21 protein-coding genes and 1 other RNA gene are annotated in these 20,978 nt (G+C 62.6%); 13 read left to right on the forward strand and 9 right to left on the reverse strand.

From position 1 onward, the window contains the following. The first annotated feature begins 250 nt into the window (after window positions 1-250). A complete protein-coding gene (locus ACEWPM_RS14310) occupies window positions 251-907 on the forward strand; it encodes a helix-turn-helix domain-containing protein (protein WP_393962976.1) in 657 nt (218 codons plus the stop codon). A 27-nt stretch (window positions 908-934) separates the two neighbouring features. On the opposite strand, the gene ACEWPM_RS14315 is transcribed toward ACEWPM_RS14310, so the two are convergent. The 4 genes from ACEWPM_RS14315 to ACEWPM_RS14330 form a co-directional block, all read right to left on the reverse strand. After that, window positions 935-2,002 (reverse strand): heme-dependent oxidative N-demethylase family protein, encoded by a 1,068-nt coding sequence (locus ACEWPM_RS14315; protein WP_393962977.1) that lies wholly within the window; start codon window positions 2,000-2,002, stop codon window positions 935-937. Window positions 2,003-2,014: 12 nt separating this feature from the next. After that, a complete protein-coding gene (locus ACEWPM_RS14320) occupies window positions 2,015-2,977 on the reverse strand; it encodes a PDR/VanB family oxidoreductase (RefSeq protein WP_393962978.1) in 963 nt (320 codons plus the stop codon). Further along, window positions 2,974-3,570 (reverse strand): dimethylamine monooxygenase subunit DmmA family protein, encoded by a 597-nt coding sequence (locus ACEWPM_RS14325; protein WP_393962979.1) that lies wholly within the window; start codon window positions 3,568-3,570, stop codon window positions 2,974-2,976. Before ACEWPM_RS14325 ends, ACEWPM_RS14320 begins: the two co-directional genes overlap by 4 nt. Window positions 3,571-3,646: 76 nt before the next feature. Beyond that, complete coding sequence (locus ACEWPM_RS14330) at window positions 3,647-4,795, reverse strand: aminomethyl transferase family protein (protein ID WP_393962980.1); 1,149 nt, start codon at window positions 4,793-4,795, stop codon at window positions 3,647-3,649. A gap of 235 nt (window positions 4,796-5,030) precedes the next feature. Here ACEWPM_RS14330 and ACEWPM_RS14335 point away from each other — a divergent pair, with 235 nt between their 5' ends. The 5 genes from ACEWPM_RS14335 to glnT all read left to right on the forward strand — a co-directional run bounded on the left by ACEWPM_RS14335 (window position 5,031) and on the right by glnT (window position 11,257). Continuing rightward, window positions 5,031-6,608, forward strand: a complete 1,578-nt coding sequence (locus ACEWPM_RS14335) for a trimethylamine N-oxide permease (RefSeq protein ID WP_393962981.1) — start codon at window positions 5,031-5,033, stop codon at window positions 6,606-6,608. Window positions 6,609-6,876: 268 nt separating this feature from the next. After that, window positions 6,877-7,806, forward strand: coding sequence for a class II glutamine amidotransferase (locus ACEWPM_RS14340; protein ID WP_393962982.1), 930 nt, complete (start codon window positions 6,877-6,879; stop codon window positions 7,804-7,806). Next, window positions 7,807-8,484, forward strand: a complete 678-nt coding sequence (locus ACEWPM_RS14345) for a GltB/FmdC/FwdC-like GXGXG domain-containing protein (RefSeq protein ID WP_393962983.1) — start codon at window positions 7,807-7,809, stop codon at window positions 8,482-8,484. A 10-nt stretch (window positions 8,485-8,494) separates the two neighbouring features. Next, complete coding sequence (locus tag ACEWPM_RS14350; protein WP_393962984.1) at window positions 8,495-9,838, forward strand: FMN-binding glutamate synthase family protein; 1,344 nt, start codon at window positions 8,495-8,497, stop codon at window positions 9,836-9,838. Between the two features lie 87 nt (window positions 9,839-9,925). After that, window positions 9,926-11,257, forward strand: coding sequence for a type III glutamate--ammonia ligase (glnT, locus tag ACEWPM_RS14355; RefSeq protein WP_393962985.1), 1,332 nt, complete (start codon window positions 9,926-9,928; stop codon window positions 11,255-11,257). 68 nt (window positions 11,258-11,325) lie between these two features. Here the strand turns inward: glnT and ACEWPM_RS14360 are convergent, their stop codons facing one another. Continuing rightward, window positions 11,326-11,703 (reverse strand): rhodanese-like domain-containing protein, encoded by a 378-nt coding sequence (locus tag ACEWPM_RS14360; RefSeq protein WP_393962986.1) that lies wholly within the window; start codon window positions 11,701-11,703, stop codon window positions 11,326-11,328. A gap of 97 nt (window positions 11,704-11,800) precedes the next feature. Here ACEWPM_RS14360 and ACEWPM_RS14365 point away from each other — a divergent pair, with 97 nt between their 5' ends. The 3 genes from ACEWPM_RS14365 (at window position 11,801) to ACEWPM_RS14375 (ending at window position 14,886) form a co-directional block, all read left to right on the forward strand. Next, window positions 11,801-12,523: a FadR/GntR family transcriptional regulator gene (locus ACEWPM_RS14365; RefSeq protein WP_393962987.1), complete on the forward strand. Its 723-nt coding sequence runs from the start codon at window positions 11,801-11,803 to the stop codon at window positions 12,521-12,523. Between the two features lie 124 nt (window positions 12,524-12,647). Next, window positions 12,648-13,982 (forward strand): NAD(P)-binding domain-containing protein, encoded by a 1,335-nt coding sequence (locus ACEWPM_RS14370; protein WP_393962988.1) that lies wholly within the window; start codon window positions 12,648-12,650, stop codon window positions 13,980-13,982. A 139-nt stretch (window positions 13,983-14,121) separates the two neighbouring features. Then, window positions 14,122-14,886, forward strand: a complete 765-nt coding sequence (locus tag ACEWPM_RS14375) for an alpha/beta fold hydrolase domain-containing protein (protein ID WP_393962989.1) — start codon at window positions 14,122-14,124, stop codon at window positions 14,884-14,886. A gap of 91 nt (window positions 14,887-14,977) precedes the next feature. Here ACEWPM_RS14375 and ACEWPM_RS14380 read toward each other — a convergent pair whose 3' ends face one another. Together ACEWPM_RS14380 and ACEWPM_RS14385 are read right to left on the reverse strand one after the other, a co-directional pair. Next, window positions 14,978-15,403: a group II truncated hemoglobin gene (locus ACEWPM_RS14380; RefSeq protein WP_393962990.1), complete on the reverse strand. Its 426-nt coding sequence runs from the start codon at window positions 15,401-15,403 to the stop codon at window positions 14,978-14,980. Then, on the reverse strand, window positions 15,400-17,769 hold the full coding sequence (locus tag ACEWPM_RS14385) for a trimethylamine N-oxide demethylase (protein ID WP_393962991.1): 2,370 nt from the start codon (window positions 17,767-17,769) through the stop codon (window positions 15,400-15,402). The genes ACEWPM_RS14380 and ACEWPM_RS14385 overlap by 4 nt, the downstream gene beginning before the upstream one ends. 104 nt (window positions 17,770-17,873) lie before the next feature. On the opposite strand from ACEWPM_RS14385, the gene ACEWPM_RS14390 reads away from it, so the two are divergent. The 3 genes from ACEWPM_RS14390 (at window position 17,874) to ffs (ending at window position 19,063) form a co-directional block, all read left to right on the forward strand. After that, window positions 17,874-18,038, forward strand: coding sequence for a cytochrome oxidase subunit III (locus tag ACEWPM_RS14390; protein WP_393962992.1), 165 nt, complete (start codon window positions 17,874-17,876; stop codon window positions 18,036-18,038). After that, window positions 18,038-18,880, forward strand: a complete 843-nt coding sequence (locus tag ACEWPM_RS14395) for an EamA family transporter (RefSeq protein ID WP_393962993.1) — start codon at window positions 18,038-18,040, stop codon at window positions 18,878-18,880. The genes ACEWPM_RS14390 and ACEWPM_RS14395 overlap by 1 nt, the downstream gene beginning before the upstream one ends. Before the next feature lie 84 nt (window positions 18,881-18,964). Further along, window positions 18,965-19,063, forward strand: an RNA gene (ffs, locus tag ACEWPM_RS14400) — signal recognition particle sRNA small type. On the opposite strand, the gene ACEWPM_RS14405 is transcribed toward ffs, so the two are convergent. Further along, window positions 19,063-19,578, reverse strand: a complete 516-nt coding sequence (locus tag ACEWPM_RS14405) for a protein-tyrosine phosphatase family protein (protein ID WP_393962994.1) — start codon at window positions 19,576-19,578, stop codon at window positions 19,063-19,065. The two genes, ffs and ACEWPM_RS14405, sit on opposite strands and share 1 nt — an antisense overlap. Window positions 19,579-19,590: 12 nt before the next feature. Further along, window positions 19,591-20,436 (reverse strand): KPN_02809 family neutral zinc metallopeptidase, encoded by an 846-nt coding sequence (gene ypfJ / locus ACEWPM_RS14410; RefSeq protein ID WP_393962995.1) that lies wholly within the window; start codon window positions 20,434-20,436, stop codon window positions 19,591-19,593. Between the two features lie 112 nt (window positions 20,437-20,548). Here ypfJ and ACEWPM_RS14415 point away from each other — a divergent pair, with 112 nt between their 5' ends. Next, on the forward strand, window positions 20,549-20,911 hold the full coding sequence (locus ACEWPM_RS14415) for a DUF202 domain-containing protein (protein ID WP_393962996.1): 363 nt from the start codon (window positions 20,549-20,551) through the stop codon (window positions 20,909-20,911). Window positions 20,912-20,978 lie beyond the last annotated feature (67 nt).

Raw genomic sequence — 20,978 nt, forward strand, 5'->3', positions numbered from 1 at the left:
CACGTCCTCGCGGAAGCGCCCGATTATGAAGCAATAATAATGATCGGCGCTCACCCCTGCTCATGATGAGCGCCATCAGCGGCAAGGTTACTCAAATACCCGGTTTCCTCGTCCACTCAACTCGTTCACTCAAGGAGCGTGGCGCGCCGCGCGAATTTCACCCTCAAGTTATATTTCTTGTCCTGTGAGGAAAAAATGCCCATGTATGCGAGGAGAGAGTCAAAACGCGACCCGAAGAGCAGGATGAACGATGACCGTCGAACGACTGACACGCGGCGAGGCCGCGCGCCTGACCCAAGACCCGCACCGCCCCCAGCGCGAAGACCGTGAAAACGTATTGGAAATCGCGATCGGCCGCGAATTGCGCGCGCATCGGCGCAAGCAGGAGATCACCGTGGCCGAGTTGGCAGCCAAGACCGGCCTCAGCATCGGCATGCTTTCCAAGATCGAGAACGGCAACACCTCGCCCTCGCTGACCACGCTGCAGACGCTGGCCAATGCGCTGCGCGTGCCGATCACCGGATTTTTTCGCCGCTTCGAGGAAGCGCGCGAATACGTCCATACCAAGTCCGGCGAGGGCGTCGAGATCGACCGCGCGGGCACGCGCGCGGGGCACCAATACAACCTTCTGGGCCATATTGGATCGAACGGATCAGGTGTGATCGTGGAGCCCTATCTGATCACGCTCAGCACTGAGTCGGACGTTTTTCCCACGTTTCAGCATGGCGGGATCGAGACGATCTACATGCTTGAGGGGGCGGTCGATTATCGCCATGGCGACGATGTAATACCGCTCCTGCCGGGCGACACGCTCTTCTTTGACGCAGACGCGCCGCACGGGCCCGAGCGGCTGGTGACGCTGCCCTGCAAGTATCTGTCGATCATAAGTTATCCGCAGAACACCTGAGGCGCCCACAAGGGGCGCCTCATCCGATCATTTCTGTAGCGGCGGCTCCGTTTCCAGATCCGGCCAGATACCCGGCGAGGTGGGCAGCCCGTCATCATATTGCGACAGGTAGTCCAGCATCAGCTGGTGGTTCGCCTTGAAGCCTTTGTAATCCAAAAGCTCCTGCGGCAGATCGCGGATGACGCGGTGCAGGCGACGGCCCCATTTGGGCACACTCACCACGTCCTGAAAAGCACATAGGTAGCACCGGATCGGAAAGACCAGCGCGTTGGATCGCGGCAGGCGGAAGAAGGTCTGAAGCTCGACCCGCAGATGCTGTTTCGCGCCGATATTTTCGGGCGTCAGCGTAGTCTTCTGCACGCCCCACTGGTGGTAGTTTTCGGGGCTGGTGTCGAGCAGCGGATTGACCGTCATCGTCCAGTTGAGGCGCCGCGCGGGGCTGCCTTGCTGGATGTTCAGCAGGAATTTCAGCGCGCGGACAAAGATGCCCTTTTCATGCGCCAGCGGTACCGGCGCGTGCCATTCAAAGAAATTCATACCGATGTCGAAATCGAGGCTCCAATCGGCCTGCGTCGTCACCATCCCCGCATCCATCCAGAGGTTGTCGTCGCGCTGGTCCAGCACGGCGAAATCGCCCTGCGTCTGGCGGGTGATGTATTCCATCGGGCCATAGGGCAGCGTGGTCTCGTCAAGGAAAGTGAACGTGTCGTCGATGCCCAGCGGCTTGTTGATCCAGCGCCACTTGTCGCCATCACGGTGTAGCTCGAAAAGATCCGGGTAATCCTCGGACTTGGCCACCATGATCAGCTCCAGCAGATCCCAGCCCGCCAGCGTCATGTGCGGCAGGGACTGGCAGCGCAGCGGGTCCTGATCCAGCACGATGGCGCGGTCACGCATCTCGGCCACGTAATGCTCGTCCACGTCAAAGCGGTTGTCGAACACCGATCCCTCGCGCCCACCCGCATGCGGCTCCATGTTGACGGAGTACATGTAGTCATCCTTGTCGAACGGGAACGGAAAGCGTTTGATCGCCCAGGCGGAGTTGTGAAACGAGTAGTCGTCGCGGAACGTCTCGTCGTTGAATTGCATCGTCATGTAATGGCTCCCCTATCGGTCCAGCACCAGCGTCTTGCCCTCAAAACGGCTGACGCAAGGCATGATCTTTTCATTCGAGGCGTGCTCTTCAGGCTCCAGCCAGTGGTCGCGGTGCACGATCTTGCCGTCGCATTCCAGCACGTCCGTCTCGCATTGCCCGCAAGCGCCGCCGCGGCAGAGGTAAGGCGCATCTACCCCGGCCCGCTCGATCGCTTCCAGCAGGCTCTCATGCTCGCCCACCTCGATCACCTTGTTGCTGACGGCCAGTTTGACCTCGAAGGGCTTGCCCGGCTTGGGCGCCAGAAATTCCTCGTAATGCACCGACTCGCGGGGCCAGCCCAGCTCTTTCGCGGTGCCGCGCACCCAGTTGATCATGCCCTTGGGGCCGCAGATATAGATATGCGTTCCAAGGGGTTGGCCATCCAGCAGATGCTCCAGGTCGATGCGCTGATCCTGGTCATCGTGATAGATATGCACGTCATTTGGATGCTCGGAGGTCAGCTCCTTGGCGTAGCTGGCCAGGTCCTCGCTGCGGACAGAATAATGCAGCTCCCAATTGCCGTGGCTGCGGTCCAGCTGCTTGATCTGGGCGAGGAAGGGCGTGATGCCGATGCCGCCCGCGATCATCAGGTGTTTCTTTGCGCGCAGATCGAGGCTGAAGAGATTGACGGGGTTCGACAGAACCATCTCATCGCCGACCTTGACCTTTTGGTGCAGGAAGAGCGATCCGCCCCTGCCCTCGTCGTCGCGGCGCACGGATATGGTGTAGGCGCCGCGGTCGGCCGGGTCGGACATCAGCGAATAGGGGTTGAGGCGCGTGCGATCCCCGTCCTTCATCTCGATCACCGTATGCGCGCCGCCCGAGAAGGTGGGCAATAGCCCGCCATCCACCGGCTCGAACTTGAAGCGCGTCACCAGCTCGTTCAGCGGGACGATCTCGGTCACGCGCACTTTGATCTTGGTGGCTCCGCTCATTCGTAAATCCCCTTTTGTTCAGGAATGTTGCCCGGCTCTTCGGCATCGACGCAGACGGCCTGATAGGCGGCAAGGCGGCGCGAATAGTGATCGCGCACGAACAGGGTCAGCCCGCAATGCGAGCAGGTGAACGGGTCGACCTCGACATCCTCGGTGATGCCCTTGCAGTGCACGCATTGCATGCGGCGTGCAGTCGATCCGCGGTGCTCGGTCTGGATGGCGGTGTGAGGAATGCCGGCCTCGGTCGCCTCCTGCATCGCCTGCCCCATCAGCCCCTCGGTCCCCGCGAGGTAGATCTGCAGCCCCATATGCGCGTCCTGCAGGATACGGCGCAAACGCGGAAGCGAGGCGGAATAGCTGGGTGCGACATGCAGGATCGCCGGATCCAGATCGCGCAGCTTTTGCTCGTAATCCGTGCCCTTCGGAATGTAGATGATATGGGCCTTGGCCATCAGCTCGGGCGTGGCGATGTCCAGAATGGCCTCGGCACCCTCGGCATCGACGATCATCAGATGATGCTTGCCCGCGCGCGCCTCGAGGCTGCCCCAGACCGGGCGGCTCTTGATCGAGGGGGGGAATTCAAACTTCGACATGTGCGCCATGGTCTCCTGTTGGTCTCTTTTTCGTGGCCGGCGGCAGGGCGATCCCCGCCGCCGGCAAAATCAAATGTCAGCCCTTGGCCGTGCGGATCTTCTTGTCCTTGTCATAGAAGGGCATCTCGGCGGCGACGGCGGGGGTTTCGGTGCCATCGCCGTTGCGGACAGTCAGTTTTGTGCCGGGTTTGGCCGCGTTCACAGGCATACGGGCGATGCCGACGTTATGCTTGTTGATGCGCGAAACCATACCATAGGTCACAGTGCCGACCTTCTTGCCGTCCTGCAAGAGATCCGCGCCCTCGTCAGCCGGCACGTCGCCCTCCAGCTTGACGCCGTAGATCTTGAACCGCTCGCGGCCCTCGAGCGCGTAGTGGTTCTCGGCGCCGACAAAACCGATCTTGCCGGGCGAGACGACGAATTCGAGGCCGAGCTCCCACAAGGTGTCACCGGCGGGATCGCCGTTCTCGTGCGGGTAGGTCTCGGAGTTGTCGCCGGGAAAGAAGAGCAGGTAGGATTCGGTGCGCAGACGGTCCAGCGTGCTGAACTGCACGGGGCCGATACCCATATCCTTGCCCTCTGCCAGGATCTGGTCCCAGATTTCGACCACGTGCTTTTTCTGGCAGAATATCTCGTAGCCGCGTTCGCCGGTATAGCCGGTGCGCGAGATCATAACGGGGCAGCCGAACAGCTTGGTCTGCATGATACCGAAATAGGCAAGATCACGAATGCCCGGCACGTGCTTTTCCAGGAAATCGACCGAGACGGGGCCCTGCAGCGAGATATCGTGCAGGTCGTCGTCAAACGTGATCGCGACATTCTTGGCGGCGGCGGCGGCAGTCATCGATTCCATGCCCGCGCCGGTGCCATGCACGACCATCCAGGTGTTGACCGACAAACGGTAGATCACGCAATCGTCGATGAACATGCCGCGATCGTTCAGCATCGCAGCATAGACCGCGCGGCCCGGCATCAGCTTTTCGACATTGCGGGTGGTGGTTCGGTCGATGACATAGGCGGCGTCCGGCCCGGTCAGGTGAACCTTCTTCAGGCCCGAGACATCCATGAGCCCCGCCTTGGTGCGCACCCGCTCGTAATCGGCCTGGCCGCGCTCTTCGCTGTGGTCGTAGAACCACGCGGTGCCCATGCCGTTCCAGTCCTCAAGCTCGCCGCCGATTTCGGCGTGGCGATGTGCCAGTGCGGAATGTCTCCAGATAATTGCCATGTGGTGGCCCCCTGTTGCGATGAGTCAAAATTCGTCGAGGCATTGAGCCTCAGCCGCGCTCAAAAAGCAAGAATGCCATGCAATAATATTTCCTCACAGGCAATTTTTGCGCAATATGGGCGATCCGCCGATTGACATGCGACCCAAAAACGCGACTGAATGTCGCAGGAAAAATTTATTCCTGAGAGCAAAGACGGCTCTGCGCAAAGAAAAATCACAGTGGGAGAAGACGCAAATGGCAACACCCGGCGAGAGCGGCGGAGGTAGCCTGCAAAGGGCTATTGGCTGGAAAGACGCATTCTGGATGGCATCGGGCGTACCCGCTCTGGTGCTGTTCTCGATCGGGGGAATCGCCGCCACTATCGGCAACCCGTCATGGGTGATCTGGATGCTGTCGGTCAGCTTCGGCTTCCTTCAGGCCTTCGTCTATGCCGAGATCGCGGGCCTTTTCCCCAACAAATCGGGCGGTGCATCCATCTATGGTGCCGCCGCATGGGTGCGCTACTCCAAGATCATCGCGCCCCTGTCGGTCTGGTGCAACTGGCTGGCCTGGACGCCCGTTCTGGCCATCGGGGGCGGATTGGCAGCCGGATACGTGCTGACATCGCTCTTTGGTGCCGAATCGTCGATCAACGCGTGGGAGATCACGCTGTTGAACCTCGATTTCCTCAATGCGGGCCTGACGCTGCGCATCAATGCAGTCTCCATCGTCGGCTCGGCCATCCTGCTTTGCGTTTTCATCGCGCAGCACAAGGGCATTTCCGCAGCGGCCAAGCTGCAGACGATCATCGGCCTCGCGGTTCTGATCCCGCTGCTCATCGTCGGCGTCGTGCCGCTCCTGACCGGCGATGTTCTGGCGGAGAATCTGCTGCCTCTCGTTCCCATCTCGGGCGAGTGGAACATCGAGGGCACGACCCTCTTCCTTGGCGGCCTCTTCATCGCGGCGTGGTCCGCCTACGCGTTCGAGACCGCGATCTGCTATACCAGCGAGTTCAAGGATCCGCAGCGCGATACCGTTCGGGCGATCATCGCCGCAGGCGTCGTCTGCGTCGTTGTCTACACACTGGTTCCGCTCAGCTTTCAGGGCGTGCTCGGCGTCGACGGCATGCTGGAGCCGGGTATCGTCGACGGCTCGGCCGTGGCGGGTGCGATGGCGGGCATGGTGGGCGGCGGCACGATCATTGCCAAGATCATGGTGGTCATGCTGTTCCTGGCGCTGACGCTGGCGATCATGACGTCGATGGCAGGCTCGTCGCGCACGCTCTACCAGGGATCGGTCGATGGTTGGCTGCCCAAATACCTGTCGCGTACGAACGAACATGGCGCGCCGGTCACCGGCATGTGGACGGATCTGGGTTTCAACCTGATCCTTCTGCTGATGTCGGACTACCTCTTTGTCCTCGCCGTCTCAAACTGCTGCTACCTGGTGTTCAACTTCCTCAACCTGCATGCGGGCTGGCTGCACCGGATCGACAACGCGGATGTCCGCCGTCCCTGGAAGGCGCCCACCATCATGCTGTGGATCGGCGGCATCCTGGCCTTCGTCAACGCGATGCTGCTGGGCGCGGGCGCGAATGTCTGGGGCGAGGGCACACTACGCTCGGCCATCATCGCCATCGCGTTGATCCTGCCCGTCTTCTGGTATCGCCACTACGTCACCGATAAGGGCATTTTTCCGGCCAAGATGCTAGAGGATCTTTCAGTGGGCGGCAACACCGACCTAAGTCAGCGCAAGGCGGGCATGCTGCCCTACATCACGCTGGCCGCAGGGGTGATCGTGGTGATCATCGCCAATCAGGTGTTCCACCTTTAGCGCCGCACATCCCTCTGAAACCGTAAGCTTTGCTCTCACCGCCGCGCCCAGACCAAACGCGGCGGTGAAATTTCATCACTGGCGCCAATCCTCCTGGGTTGGAAAATTCCGGATGGGCGGGCAATCAGCCCGGATAGAGGCGCTGGCGACCGTGGGCGTGCCATGGCGCGCCTCCTTTTGCCTTAAATGAAAATTTGTTTCTTGATAGTTGAGCAGGCAAGGCTTTGCTGCTAGCCTCAGAATCGACATCACAGAAGGATCGCAACTCATGTGCGGGATCGTAGGACTTTTTCTCAAGGACACGTCGCTGGAGCCGAAGCTTGGCCAGATGCTGACGGACATGCTGATCACCATGACGGACCGTGGCCCCGACAGCGCGGGCATTGCCATCTACGGCAGCGACAGCCCTGGCAAGGTCAAGCTGACGGTGCAATCGGACACGCCCGACCGTGATTTCGCAGATCTGGACAAGGACATGCAAAAGGCGCTGGGCGGCGACGTCACGATGCGCGTCAAGGACACGCATGCCGTGATCGAGATCGACACCGCGTGGGCCGCCGCCGCGCGCACAGTGCTGGCCGATATCCGCCCCGATGTGCGCATCATGAGCACGGGCGAAAAGCTGGAGATCTACAAAGAGGTCGGGCTGCCCAAGAACGTCGCCGCACGTTTCGACATCTCGTCGATGACGGGCAGCCACGGCATCGGCCACACCCGCATGGCAACGGAATCCGCCGTGACCACGATGGGCGCGCACCCGTTCAACACCGGGCGCGACCAGTGCCTCGTGCATAACGGTTCGCTTTCGAACCATGCCAGCCTGCGCCGCAAGCTGCGCAAGGCGGGCGTGCATATCGAGACCGAGAACGACACCGAGGTAGGCGCGGCCTACCTGACATGGAGGATGCAGAACGGCGCGACGCTGGGCGAGGCGCTGGAATCGAGCCTCGACGATCTCGACGGGTTCTTCACCTTCGTCGTCGGCACCAAGGACGGCTTTGGCGTGGTGCGCGATCCGATCGCGTGCAAGCCCGCCGTGATGGCAGAGACGGACCAGTATGTCGCCTTCGGCAGCGAATACCGCGCGCTCGTCAACCTGCCCGGCATCGAGCATGCCCGCGTTTGGGAACCCGAGCCCTCGACCGTCTATTTCTGGAGCCACAACGCTGCACCCACCGCAACCGAGAAGGCCGCGTAAATGCAAACTTTCGACCTCGAGGCGCAGGGCCTGCGCAACCTCAACGCCGCGCTGCAGGCGCAGGCCAAAGACACCAACCAGACCGCTTGGGAAATCGTCAACGCCAAGGGTAGCCATGCCATCGCCGTCGGCCTTGACGCGCCGATCGAGGTGATCGTCAAGGGCTCGACCGGCTATTACTGCGCCGGCATGAACAAGCAGGCCACGATCCGCGTGCATGGCTCGGCCGGTCCGGGCGTGGCCGAGAACATGATGTCGGGTACGGTCATCATCGACGGCGACGCCAGCCAGTATGCCGGCGCTACCGCCCATGGCGGCACGCTCGTCATCAAGGGCAATGCCAGCTCGCGCTGCGGCATCTCGATGAAGGGCGCGGACATCATCGTGCACGGCAATGTCGGCCATATGAGCGCCTTCATGGCGCAAACCGGCAATCTGGTTGTTTGCGGCGATGCGGGCGACGCGCTGGGCGACAGCATCTACGAGGCGCGCCTTTTCGTGCGCGGCAAGGTCAAGTCTCTGGGCGCCGATTGCATCGAGAAGGAGATGCGCCCCGAACATCTGGAAATTCTCGCCGACCTGCTGGAGCGCGGCGAATGCGATGCCAAGCCCGAAGAGTTCAAGCGCTATGGCTCGGCCCGCAAGCTCTATAATTTTGACATCGACAACGCATATTGAGGGGGCCGCCATGAAAGACGACGCCAAGCACGCACCGCGCACCGTACCCATCCAGTCGGCGACCTTTTCGAACCCGACCAATGCCGAAATCCGCCGTGCGGCTGCCACCGGCATCTATGACATTCGGGGAGGCGGCTCCAAGCGCAAGCTGCCGCATTTCGACGACCTGCTGTTCCTCGGCGCGTCGATCTCGCGCTATGCGCTCGAAGGGTATCGCGAGAAATGCGACACCAAGGTGACGCTGGGCACACGCTATGCGAAGAAGCCGATCGAACTGGATATTCCCGTGACGATCGCCGGCATGTCCTTCGGCTCTCTGTCAGGCCCCGCCAAGGAGGCGCTGGGCCGGGGCGCGACGCTGGCCGGCACCTCGACCACCACCGGCGATGGCGGCATGACCGAAGAAGAGCGCGGCCATTCCTCGAAACTGGTCTACCAGGTGCTGCCGTCGCGCTACGGCATGAACCCCGATGACCTGCGCCGCTGCGACGCTATCGAAGTGGTCGTCGGCCAGGGCGCCAAGCCAGGCGGCGGAGGCATGCTGCTGGGTCAGAAGATCTCGGACCGTGTCGCGCAGATGCGCAACCTGCCCAAGGGCATCGACCAGCGCAGCGCCTGCCGCCACCCTGACTGGACCGGCCCTGACGATCTGGAAATCAAGATCCTCGAGCTGCGCGAGATCACGGCCTGGGAAAAGCCGATCTACGTCAAGATCGGTGGCGCGCGCCCCTATTTCGACACCACGCTGGCGGTCAAGGCCGGCGCTGATGTGGTTGTTCTGGACGGCATGCAGGGCGGCACGGCGGCCACGCAGGACGTCTTTATCGAGCATGTGGGCCAGCCCATCCTCGCCTGCATCGGCGAGGCGGTACGCGCACTTCAGGACATGGACATGCACCGCGAGGTGCAGCTGGTCGTTTCGGGCGGCATTCGCGGCGGCGCGGACACCGCGAAGGCGCTGGCGCTGGGCGCGGATGCGGTTGCCATCGGCACTGCCGCGCTGATCGCGCTGGGCGACAACGATCCGCGCTGGGAAGCCGAGTATAACGCGCTGGGCACCACGGCGGGCGCCTATGACGACTGGCACGAGGGCCGCGATCCGGCGGGCATCACGACGCAGGACCCCGAGCTGATGAAGCGCTTTGATCCGATCGAGGGCGGGCGCCGCCTCAACAACTTCCTCAAGGTGATGACTCTCGAGGCGCAGACGATCGCGCGGGCCTGCGGCAAGAACCATCTGCACAATCTCGAGCCCGAGGATCTGTGCGCGCTGACCATGGAGGCGGCAGCGATGGCCAAGATCCCGCTGGCCGGAACCAGCTGGTATCCGGGCAAGCCGGGTTCCAGCTACTAAACCGAGGCGCAAAAGGCGCGGCGCAGATTGTGCCGCGCCTTTTTTGCTTTTAGCCTCCCACAAATAAAACAACAGGGACAACAAAACATGACTACCGATCTGGCCAAGTTCGCAAAGGACAATGGCGTCAAATACTTCATGATCTCCTTTACTGACCTCTTCGGCGCCCAGCGAGCCAAGCTGGTTCCCACGCGCGCCATCGCCGACATGCAGGAGGATGGCGCGGGCTTTGCAGGCTTTGCGACCTATCTCGATCTGACGCCAGCCCATCCCGACATGCTGGCCGTGCCGGACCCGGACTCGGTCATACAGTTGCCCTGGAAGCCCGAGATCGCCTGGGTCGCCGCGAACTGCATGATGGAGGGGCAGGACGTGGCCCAGGCGCCGCGCAACGTGCTGCGCCGGCTGATCAAGGAGGCCGCCGACGAGGGCATGCATATCAAGACGGGCATCGAGGCCGAGTTCTTCCTGCTCACGCCCGAAGGCACGCAGATTTCCGACAATCTCGATAAGGCGGGCAAGCCCTGCTACGATCAGCAGGCAATGATGCGCAGTTACGAGGTGGTCCGCGAGATCAGCGACTACATGCTGGAAATGGGCTGGAACCCCTACCAGTCAGACCACGAAGATGCCAATGGCCAGTGGGAGATGAACTGGGATTTCGACGATGCGCTCAAGATGGCGGACCAGCACAGCTTCTTCAAGTTCATGACCAAGACCGTCGCCGAAAAGCACGGCATGCGCGCCACCTTCATGCCCAAGCCCATCCCGGGCCTCACGGGCAACGGCTGCCACGCGCATATCTCGGTCTGGGACGGTGCGGGCAAGGATGCCAAGACCAATATCTTTGCCGCTGAAAAGTCCGATAGCCCCACCGGCGAGCTGGGCCTGTCCGAGCAGGGCAAGCACTTTCTCGGCGGGATCATGAAGCACGCGAGCGCGCTGGCGGCGATCACCAACCCGACGGTGAACAGCTACAAGCGCATCAACGCGCCACGCACCACATCGGGCGCGACATGGGCGCCGAACTCGGTCACCTGGACGGGGAACAACCGCACGCATATGGTGCGCGTCCCCGGCCCCGGCCGGTTCGAGTTGCGCCTGCCCGATGGCGCGGTGAACCCCTACCTGCTGCAGGCGGTCATCATCGCGGCGGGCCTCTCGGGGGTGCGCTCGAAGGCCGATCCGGGCAAGCGTCACGATATCGACATGTATGCCGACGGCCACAAGGTGAAGGGAGCGCCCAAGCTACCCCTGAACATGCTGGACGCCATGCGCGCCTATGACAGCGACAAGGAGCTGAAGGCATCTATGGGTGAGGAATTCTCGGCTGCTTTCCTCAAGATGAAGCGCGACGAATGGAACCAGTTCGTCTCGCACTTCTCACGCTGGGAGCGCGAGAACACGATCGACATCTGACCCCGCATCAGGTGGATTTTTCAAGGGGCGCGCCGATCCGGCGCGCCCCTTTTATCATCCAAACCCTGTCAGTTATCCTTGCGCATCTTCTTGGGCGCGCCCGAGGCTATGTCGGTGCCAATGTATTCCAGCCCCGCCTCTTTCCACGCGGCGAGGCCACCCTCCATATGCGCGACGCGGTGGAAACCGGCGTCCAGGCATTGCTGCGCCGCCTTGCCCGAGCGCACGCCCGAGCCGCAATGCAGCACGATCCGCTTGGATTTCTGATCCGGCAGGTACTCGGGGCGAAACTCCTGCAGCGCCATCAGCATCGCGCCGCTGATCCGCTCCAGCGCATGTTCCTGCGGGGTGCGCACGTCGATCAGCACGACATCATCGCGCGTATCCGCAATTTCCTTGGGGGTCCACAGCTCGACCGGACCGCTTTCGGTATCTTCGGTTTTCATATCAGGCTCCTTCGATTGAGCGCGCGTTACAAATTCACCGTTTGCGTGCGCAGTGCATTGTGTAAACTGGGGTCGATCGACGGAAAAGGAAACCCTCATGTCGCTGGCGCAACTCACACCCGCCTTCACCGCCCAGACCCAGATGAGCGCGACGGTCCAGACCGTTGTCGATACGCTTTTCGGGCGCATCCGCAGCGGCGAATACGCGGTGGACGAGCGCCTGCCGTCAGAGCGGATGCTGTCCGCGGATCTGGGTGTGGCCCGCAACACCGTGCGCGAGGCGCTGGAAGTGCTGGAGAGCCACGGCCTGATCCGCCGCCGCGCGGGCAGCGGCAGTTATGTCAACCCGCAGACCGGCGGCGCGCCCGCCGCCTCGCATAGTGAAATCGCCGCCTCGTCCAGCCCGCTGGACTTGCAGGTGATCCGCGGCATCCTCGAGCCGGACATGGTGCGCCTTGCCGTGGTCAACATGCCGCCCCGCGACATCGAGGCACTGGGCGAAATCCTGAGCGATATCGAGGCTGTGCACACCGATGCGGGTGCTTTCGTGCGCCATGAAGAGGCATTCTACCGCAAGATTGCGGCCGGCACGGGAAATCCGCTGATCGCGGGCTGCTACGATCTGGTGCTGGACGCCTGCCGCCAGAGTTTCCGTACCGCGCAGCTGCGCCGGCACCTGACCCCCGCGCGCATCGAGGCCTATCAAAAGCGCTACAATAGCCTCTTCAACGCCATAGCCGCCCGCGATACAGACGCCGCCGTCGAATTCATCAAGCTGCACCTGATCGAGGAGCAGCGCCAGCTCTTGCAAGAAGGCTAGATGCGGGCACCAAAAACGCCCGAAAATGACCCAATTTTCTTGACACCCGTGGGTGCCGCCGATTGAATTGGTCCATACCAAATGAACCAACAAAAAAACCGGTTTGAACCAACGGGAGACTTCCATGACAAAACGTATCGCAATCCTCGGCGCCGGTCCTTCGGGCCTTGCACAGCTGCGCGCATTTCAGTCCGCGCAGGCCAAGGGCGAGGACATCCCCGAGATCGTCTGCTTTGAAAAGCAGGACGACTGGGGCGGCCTGTGGAACTATACGTGGCGGACTGGCGTGGACCAATATGGCGAGCCGGTGCACGGGTCGATGTATCGTTACCTTTGGTCGAACGGTCCCAAGGAGGGTCTGGAATTCGCCGACTACTCGTTCGAAGAGCATTTCGGCAAACAGATCGCCAGTTATCCCCCCCGCGCCGTCCTTTTCGACTATATCGAAGGCCGCGTGAAGAAGGCTGGGGTGCGCGATTGGATCCGGTTCGAAACCACCGTGCGCTATGTCGAGAAAAAGGACGGCAAGTTCCACGTCACTGTCTGCGACCTGCCCAAGGATCACGAATACACCGAGGAGTTCGATCACGTCATCTGCGCGACGGGGCATTTCAGCACGCCGAACGTGCCCGAATTCAAGGGCTTCGACAAGTTTCCGGGCCGCATCCTGCATGCTCATGATTTTCGCGACGCGGTCGAGTTCAAGGATCAGGACATCCTGATCATCGGCACCTCCTACTCGGCCGAGGATATCGGCAGCCAGTGCTGGAAATACGGCTGCAAATCCGTGACCGTCAGCCACCGCACGGCGCCGATGGGCTACAAATGGCCCGACAACTGGCAGGAAGTCCCCCTGCTGACGCATGTCGACGGCAAGACCGCGCATTTCAAGGATGGCACCACCAAGGACGTGGACGCGATCCTGCTCTGCACCGGGTATCAGCACCACTTCCCCTTCATGGAGGACGCGCTGCGCCTGCGCACCGCCAACCGCCTGGCCACCGCCGATCTCTACAAGGGTGTCGCATGGGTGCATGACCCGTCGATGTTCTATCTCGGGATGCAGGACCAGTGGTTCACCTTCAACATGTTCGACGCGCAGGCCTGGTGGGTGCGTGATGCCATCATGGGCAAGATCGCGATCCCCGGCAAATCCGAGATGGAGGCCGATGTCGCCGACCGCATCAAGCGCGAAGATGCGGGCGAGGATGATTACGACGCCATCTGGTACCAGGGCGACTACATCAAGGAGCTGATCGCCGAGACCGATTATCCCAGTTTCGACGTCGAGGGCGCCTGCAAGGCGTTCAAGGAGTGGAAAGGTCACAAGAAGCAGGACATCATGACCTTCCGCAATAACAGCTACAAATCGGTGATGACCGGAACCATGGCGCCCAAGCACCATACGCCGTGGAAAGACGCGATGGATGACAGTCTCGAGGTCTATCTGCAGAACTGACGCGAGGCGGATCTACATGACGGCAAAGCGCGGTGGTAATCCCACCGCGCTTTTTCATTTTCAAACCGGCCGCGCACCACGCAGTTGTTTTCGTGCGCCCCGCATTCTAAGAAAACTGTCACATCAGCCGGGTAGACACATGACCAACGACACCAAGCAGCATCTGCCCATCGACCTGCGGGTCGAGCATGACGACCACATCATCGGCTATCTCCCGGGCACCGGCTCGCGCCTGGTCGTCAGCTTGAGTAGCGTCGGCAAAAGGCGGTGGGCCTATCCGCCGTGGGAGTTCATCGGCACGGCGTCGGACGGGGGCCGCAACCACGTGCTGCTGGTCTCCGAGCGCGCTCGAACGTGGATGAATGCGCCCGGCCTTGCCGAGGCGATCGCCGCACAGATCGAGCATGTGGTGCGCGAGCACCGGATCAAGGAGGTGGTCGCGCTGGGCAACAGCATGGGCGGCTTCATGGCGCTGGTGCTGCCGCAATATACCAAGGTCGACCGCGTCGTGGCCACGTCAGCCCAGTTTTCGATGCATCCCGATATCGTCCCCGAGGACGGCCGCTGGGCCCTCTGGCGCACACGCATGCCAGCATTCCGTCACGAGACGATAGGCGCCATCGACGCGGGTGCGCGCGATCATTTCATTCTGCACGGTTCGACAAAGAACGAGAACCTGCATTGGGGCCGGTTTCCCTATGACCCGGCCCTGCACCACTACATCATTCAAGGCAAAGGCCATTCGGTGGTCATCGCCATGAAGGGGTCGGGGATCATGGGCGAGGTGCTGGGCCTTGCCATCGACGGGCATGCAGACGCCGCCGTGAAGGCGCTATCCACCAGATATCGCCCGATCAGACGCAGCGAATTGCCGCCCGAGCAGCGGATGCTGTGGCCAAGGTAAGCGCGGGCTTCGCGTAAAACCAGGACCCGCAGGCTCCGGCGCGTGCCTTGCTGCGTCATCGGTGAGCCTCTGGACACGGCACCCTGCCCGGTCAGATACTGGCCAGACGCTTGCTATGCTCGCCCACCACATCGCCATCGTTGACCAGGATCAGCGCCACGCGCCGCAATGTCGCGCGGATCCGCTCGACATGGGCGCCGGAATGGCCCAGATCGGCCAGCGCGCGATCCATAAGGGCCAGCCAATTCTCGGCATCCTCGGCGGTGATCGGGATATGCTCGTGGATCAGCTTCACGTTCATATGGCCGTGCAGCTCTTTGTAATATTGCCGCCCACCAAAGAACCCGCAGAGAAAATTGAACTGCTGTTCCCGCGTCGCCGCAAGCCCGTGGCCGTCCATATGCAGGCGCACGATCTGCGCGCCTTCGGGGCGCGCCTCGACCAGATCGTAGAAATGCTCGACTAGGCGTTTCAATGCGGCCTCGCCGCCCAGCTTGTCCAGCACTGTCTCGGTCATGATCGTGGACGCTCTTTCTTGGGATCATATGCGGCAAAGGGTACCACGGTGGCCGGCAGACGTTTTTGATGTCCGTCAAGTTTGCCGACTTCCACCTCGGTCCCGAAGTCCGCATGGGTCACATCCACCCGCGCCAGTGCGATGTTCTTGCCCAGAAGCGGCGAAATCATCGACGATGTCACCTCGCCGATCTGCGCGCGGCCGATATGGATGCAATCGCCGTGGCTGACCTGCACCTTGCTGTCGATCTCGAGGCCGACCATCTTGCGCACCGGATGCTCCTTGCGGCGGATCAGCGCGTCGCGCCCGATGAAATCATCCTCTTTCGACTTCAGCGGCACGGTAAAGCCGATGCCCGCCTCGAACGGATCGGTCTGGTCGGAAAAATCATAGCCCGCAAAGATCAGTCCGGCCTCGATACGCACCATGTCGAGCGCCGAGAGGCCCATCGGCTTCAGCCCGAATTCCTGACCCGCGTCCCAGATCGCCTTGAATATCTCGTCGCAATCCTTGGGATGGCACATTACCTCATAGCCCAACTCGCCGGTATAGCCGGTGCGGCTGACGACAAAGGCCGTGCCCGTCTCGTTATGCAGCCGCGCGGGGGTAAAGCGGAACCAGCCCAGCTGATCAAACTCGGGATTATGCGGCGCGGTCCAGACCAGCTTGCGCAGCAGATCGCGGCTGCTCGGCCCCTGAACGGCGACGTTCTGCAACTGGTCCGTGGAAGAGCGTACCAGCACCTTCAGGCCCAGCTTCTCGGCCTGCTCTCGGATCCACTCGCCGCCATAATCCGTGCCGCCGATCCAGCGGAAATTCTCCGGCCCGAGGCGGAAGACTGTGCCGTCGTCGATCATGCCGCCATGCTCGTAGCACATCGCGGTATAGACCACGCCGCCTACGGCCAGCGTCTTCATGTTGCGGGTAAAGACATACTGGCAGAGCTTCTCGGCATCCGGGCCGGTGATCTCGAACTTGCGCAAGGGGCTGAGATCCATGATCGCGCAGGCCTTGCGGCAGGCCCAGTATTCCTCGATCGGGCCGGTCTCGGCAAAGCAATCGGCCAGCCAATAGCCATTATACTCGATGAAATTGCGCGTCAGTTTGGCAAAATTGTCGTGGAATCCGGTTTCTTTGGTCATTTTCGCCTCTGAATCGGGTGTCGGACGGTAGGCTACCGACCGGCTGAATTTCTCGGTGCCGCTATAGGTGCGGATGTGAATATCGGTTGGATTCCAGCCATTGGCGGCGCTGGTGTCATCCGGGCAGGCCGAGCTGACGCAGACCAGATCGGTCAGCGCGCGCAAAAGCACGTAATCACCGGGGCGCGACCACGGCTCGTCCGTATACATGACGCCATGATCGTCGATGCTGGTGTTGAAAAAGAAGTTGATGGCCATCCAGCCGGGCCGCCCGCCGACATTGTAGCGCGCCAGCTCGCGGTTGAAATTATCCGAGCAGTTCACATGCCCCGGATAACCGATATCGTCGTAATACTTGGCCGAGCAGGCCAGCGCGAAGGCATCGTGCCGCCCGCATGTGTCCTGCACCACCTCGACCAGCGGCAGCATTTCCTGATCGTAGTATTTCGCATGCAGCCCCGGCATCGGGTAGGCATGGCTCATCAGGGTGCGTGTAGTGGTCACGTCCAGCGCGTGCTCGATCCCCTTGTCCAGCTTGGAGGCCGAGAAACACTCGAAATCGGTGCATTGGCGCCCGTCGACATCCTGGATCTGGATGTAGTCGCCCGCCTTGACGAAATAGGCCTCGGCGGTGGCGCTGTGCACCCGGATGCTTTGCAGCGGCTCGGCCAGCGGCTCGGGCAGCTCGAACTTGGCGACGCGCTTGATGACCGCGCGGTGGACCATCAACGTCAGCGGCGTTGTCGTGTCCTGCGCCTCGAGGTCCATGGCGCCGCCCGGCGCCGCGATGATCAAAACGCCGTCCCGCTCCACCGCGAAATCCTGAGTGGCCTTGGCCGGAGTGCCTGCATCCCAGAACCGATGCGCGCGCGCCTGCGACAGGTTCAGCCCGCGCGCTTCCAGACCCATGCGCAGACCGCGCAAGGACTGGTCGCTGGCGCTCAGCAGCGCCTTCAGCCCCGCCGCATCGCTATTGGACGCGCCGCCGATGATGCCGGGGTCGATCACCCCTTTCTCATCTGCCGCGACCACCTCGCAAGGCTGGCCGCCCTCATCATTGGTGATGGTGAAGCGGTCACCCGCCTCGATGCGAATCAGAATGGCGCCACTACCCTCGACGACGTAGCGTTCGGTGCCCGGCGGCATCGAGAACACGCGCGGTTCGATTATTTTACTGGGGCGCGGCGGACCGGGCTGGACCCTGGCGTAGATATCGTCGAGCATCGTCGCATCTCCCCAGAAGATGCAATGATTGCATCTGTGGAATATTTATTTACCTTCCAGAATATCGCGGAAGAGAGTTCCAAGCAACAAGAGCCTTCACCAATATGACCGATCATCAAATCAATTTTCTGGGGTGGATCCTGTTCCTGATCTCTGCGGTGGGCTTTTGCATCGCAAGTATCGGCCATTTCTGGGCCATGTTCGGCTCGGTGTTCTTCCTCGTCGCGTGCATCGTGTTCATGGTCCCCTTCTTTCGGCCGCCCAACTGATGGGCTCACTCGTCTTTGGCCTCATCGCGGCGCTCTGCTGGGGCATCCACGACATTTGCGTGCGCTATGTCTCGCAGCGGGTCGGCATCCTGCCTGCGCTGACAACGGTGCTGATCGTCGGTACGCTGGTGATGGCGCCCGCCGCGTTTCTGGTCGGAGACTGGGCCGCGATGAGTGGCACGGCGAGCGCTCTTGCCATGGCCAGCGGCATCACCTTCACGCTAGCCTATCTGGGGCTCTACAAGGCGTTCGAGATTGGCCCCGTGCGCCTTGTCGCGCCCATCATCGGCGCCTATCCGGTGCTCTCCGTCGGCTGGGCCGCTGCCTCGGGCCAGGCGGTCAGCGCGGATCAATGGCTCGCGGTGGGCGCGGTCATCGCCGGCGTCGCCATCGTGGGACTGCTGACAGACGAGGCGGCAAGCAGCGGAAACAAGAGTGCGGCAATCGTCTGGGCAGTCCTTGGCGGCGCGGCCTTCGCCGCGACCTTCGCGCTCGGCCAGGCGGCGGCACATGCGGGCAGCGAAGTGCCCGCGATCTTGGTCACGCGCATCATAGCTGTGGGGCTTGCGTTGATCCTTCTGGCGACATCGGGCGGCATCCGCTGGCCCGCGCGCGGCGCGCTGCCGCTTCTGGGCCTCATGGGGGTGCTCGACTGCATCGCGCTTGGCATCGTGATCGCGGCGGCCGGCATGGCGCGGCCCGAATTCGCCTCGGTCGCCGCCTCGACCTTCGGCATGATCACGGTGATCCTTGCTTGGGCCATCCTGCGCGAACGCATGACGCCCGGCCAGTGGGGCGGCGTCATGCTGACGTTCTCAGCCATTGGCTACTTGGCGCTATAGCGCCTTCACCGTTCCGAACTCACTCGCGCAGCAGGCACGCCAGCCCCCCTTGCATCATTGCGCCATCCTGTCTATCTAGCGAGGTGAGAGGTTGGCGCGGGCAGGCGCCTCGCCAACCCGGTCAGATCCGGAAGGAAGCAGCCGTAACGAGCCCCGCTTGGGTCGTTGTCCAGCCTCTCACCTTACACCGCCTTCTCCGTCCCGGTGCCCGGTCCAGCCCCTTGCAGGGCCCAGCGCATCTGCGCCTTCGTCTCGACGGCGCAGGGACGCACGCCGCGCAGCCGCGCCAGCGCGGCGCTGCCCGGCTCGCCCGCGTCGGTCATCAGGCGCAGCGCGGCCATCCCCGAGCGTCCGCAGCCGCCCCGGCAGTGGATAAGGACGCGCCCCCCTCCGCGTAGCGCGGACAGCGCGGCAGGCGCTGCCTTGCGCCATATAACCATCCCCGCCGCATCCGGCACGCCGAAGTCTGGAACTGGCACATGAACCCAGCGCGCGCCCATTCCGACGACGGAATGTCCCAGATCGCCCGCGCCAACGGCGACCATCTCGGGGAGCTCCGTCAGCGTGATCACCATTGAGGGCCGCCAGTCGTCCAGGTGAGTCATGTCGGCCTCGTATTCGCCACCCGCACCCGGCAGGGGCGCGGTGGCAAGGATACCGCGCAGCACCGGCAGGGCGTGAAGGACAAAGCCCGTCACCCGCCCCGCCCCTCAAAGCCGCTCGGCGCCGAACGTATCGCAGGCGGCCATCTGCCCGCGCTCGTATCCGCGGGCAAACCAGCGCGAGCGTTGCTCGGAGGTGCCATGGGTAAAGGTGTGGGGCTGTGGCACGCGGCCCGCCTGACGTTGCAGGTGATCATCCCCAATCCGGCGCGCCGCGTTCAGCGCCTCGTCCAGATCGCCCGGCTCCAGCAAATCGCCCACCGCCTGCGCCCAGACACCGCTGAGGCAATCTGCCTGAAGCTCCAGCCGCACGGTCAGCGCATTGGCGCGCGCCTCGCCGCTGGCTTGCCGGGCCTCATTGACCTGCCCCAGAATGCCCAGCTCGTTCTGGACGTGATGGGCGACCTCATGCGCGATGACATATGCCGCGGCGAAATCTCCGCGCGCGCCCAGCCGCTCGGCCAGCGTGGCAAAGAATTCGGTATCGAGATACGCCTTGCGATCCGCTGGGCAGTAAAATGGCCCCGTCGCGCCCGATGCGCCGCCGCAAGGGCTTTGCGTGACGCCGGAATAGAGAACCATGACCGGCGGGCGATACTCCTGCCCCGCCTGCCGGGGCATCAGATCGCTCCAGACCTCTTCGGTGGTGGCCAGCACCCGGGCGCTGAACTCGGCCGCGCGCTCTTCCTCGGCGCTAAGCTGACGCGGCTGCGACGATTGTACCGGACCGCCCTGCATTCCCTGCAGGAGCGGCGTCACGTCGATCCCTGCGAAATAGCCGATAGCCAGCACGACGATCAGGCCGACACCGCCGATGCCAGCGCCGCGCCCGCCGCCGCCCGAGCGGCGGCGATCCTCGATATTGCGGCTGCGGCGCAATCCTCTCAGCTTCATGGCACGGTCTCCGATCCTCTTGCGGCCCGCACCCAAGCTATAACGCCCCGCGCACCATGCGCCAGAAAAACCCGTCTCGCCAAATGGCCGCGCATGGCTTAGCGTCGTGGCGATGAGCGACAAGACCGAAAAAGCCGAACAGCGCACCGACTGGGCCGAGGACCGGACCATCATGGCAAATGAGCGCACGTTCAATTCCTGGATGGGTCTCGGCCTCGGCGCGGTCGGTGTCGCCATCGCGCTCAAGGCCGTCTTTGGCGAGTTCGAGCCGACATGGGCGGCCAAGAGCGTTGCCAGCCTCTTTCTGCTCACCGCCATCGTCATTTACTGGACCGCCGCGCGACAGGCTAACAAAACGCATGAGCGGCTGACATGCAACGACGCCGAAGTGACCGATTCCAAGAATTTCAGCCGCCTTGCCGCGCTCTTGACCCTCGCGACGCTCGGCACCGGCGCGGTCCTTTGGATGTTGTGACGCTCGGGCGGTGGACGCGGGCGCGCGCCGCGGCTACGTTGACCGCCTGACAGCAGACGATTCCAGC

The organism is Roseovarius maritimus (assembly GCF_043355895.2).
In the GTDB taxonomy this organism is placed as follows: Bacteria; Pseudomonadota; Alphaproteobacteria; order Rhodobacterales; family Rhodobacteraceae; genus Roseovarius; species Roseovarius maritimus.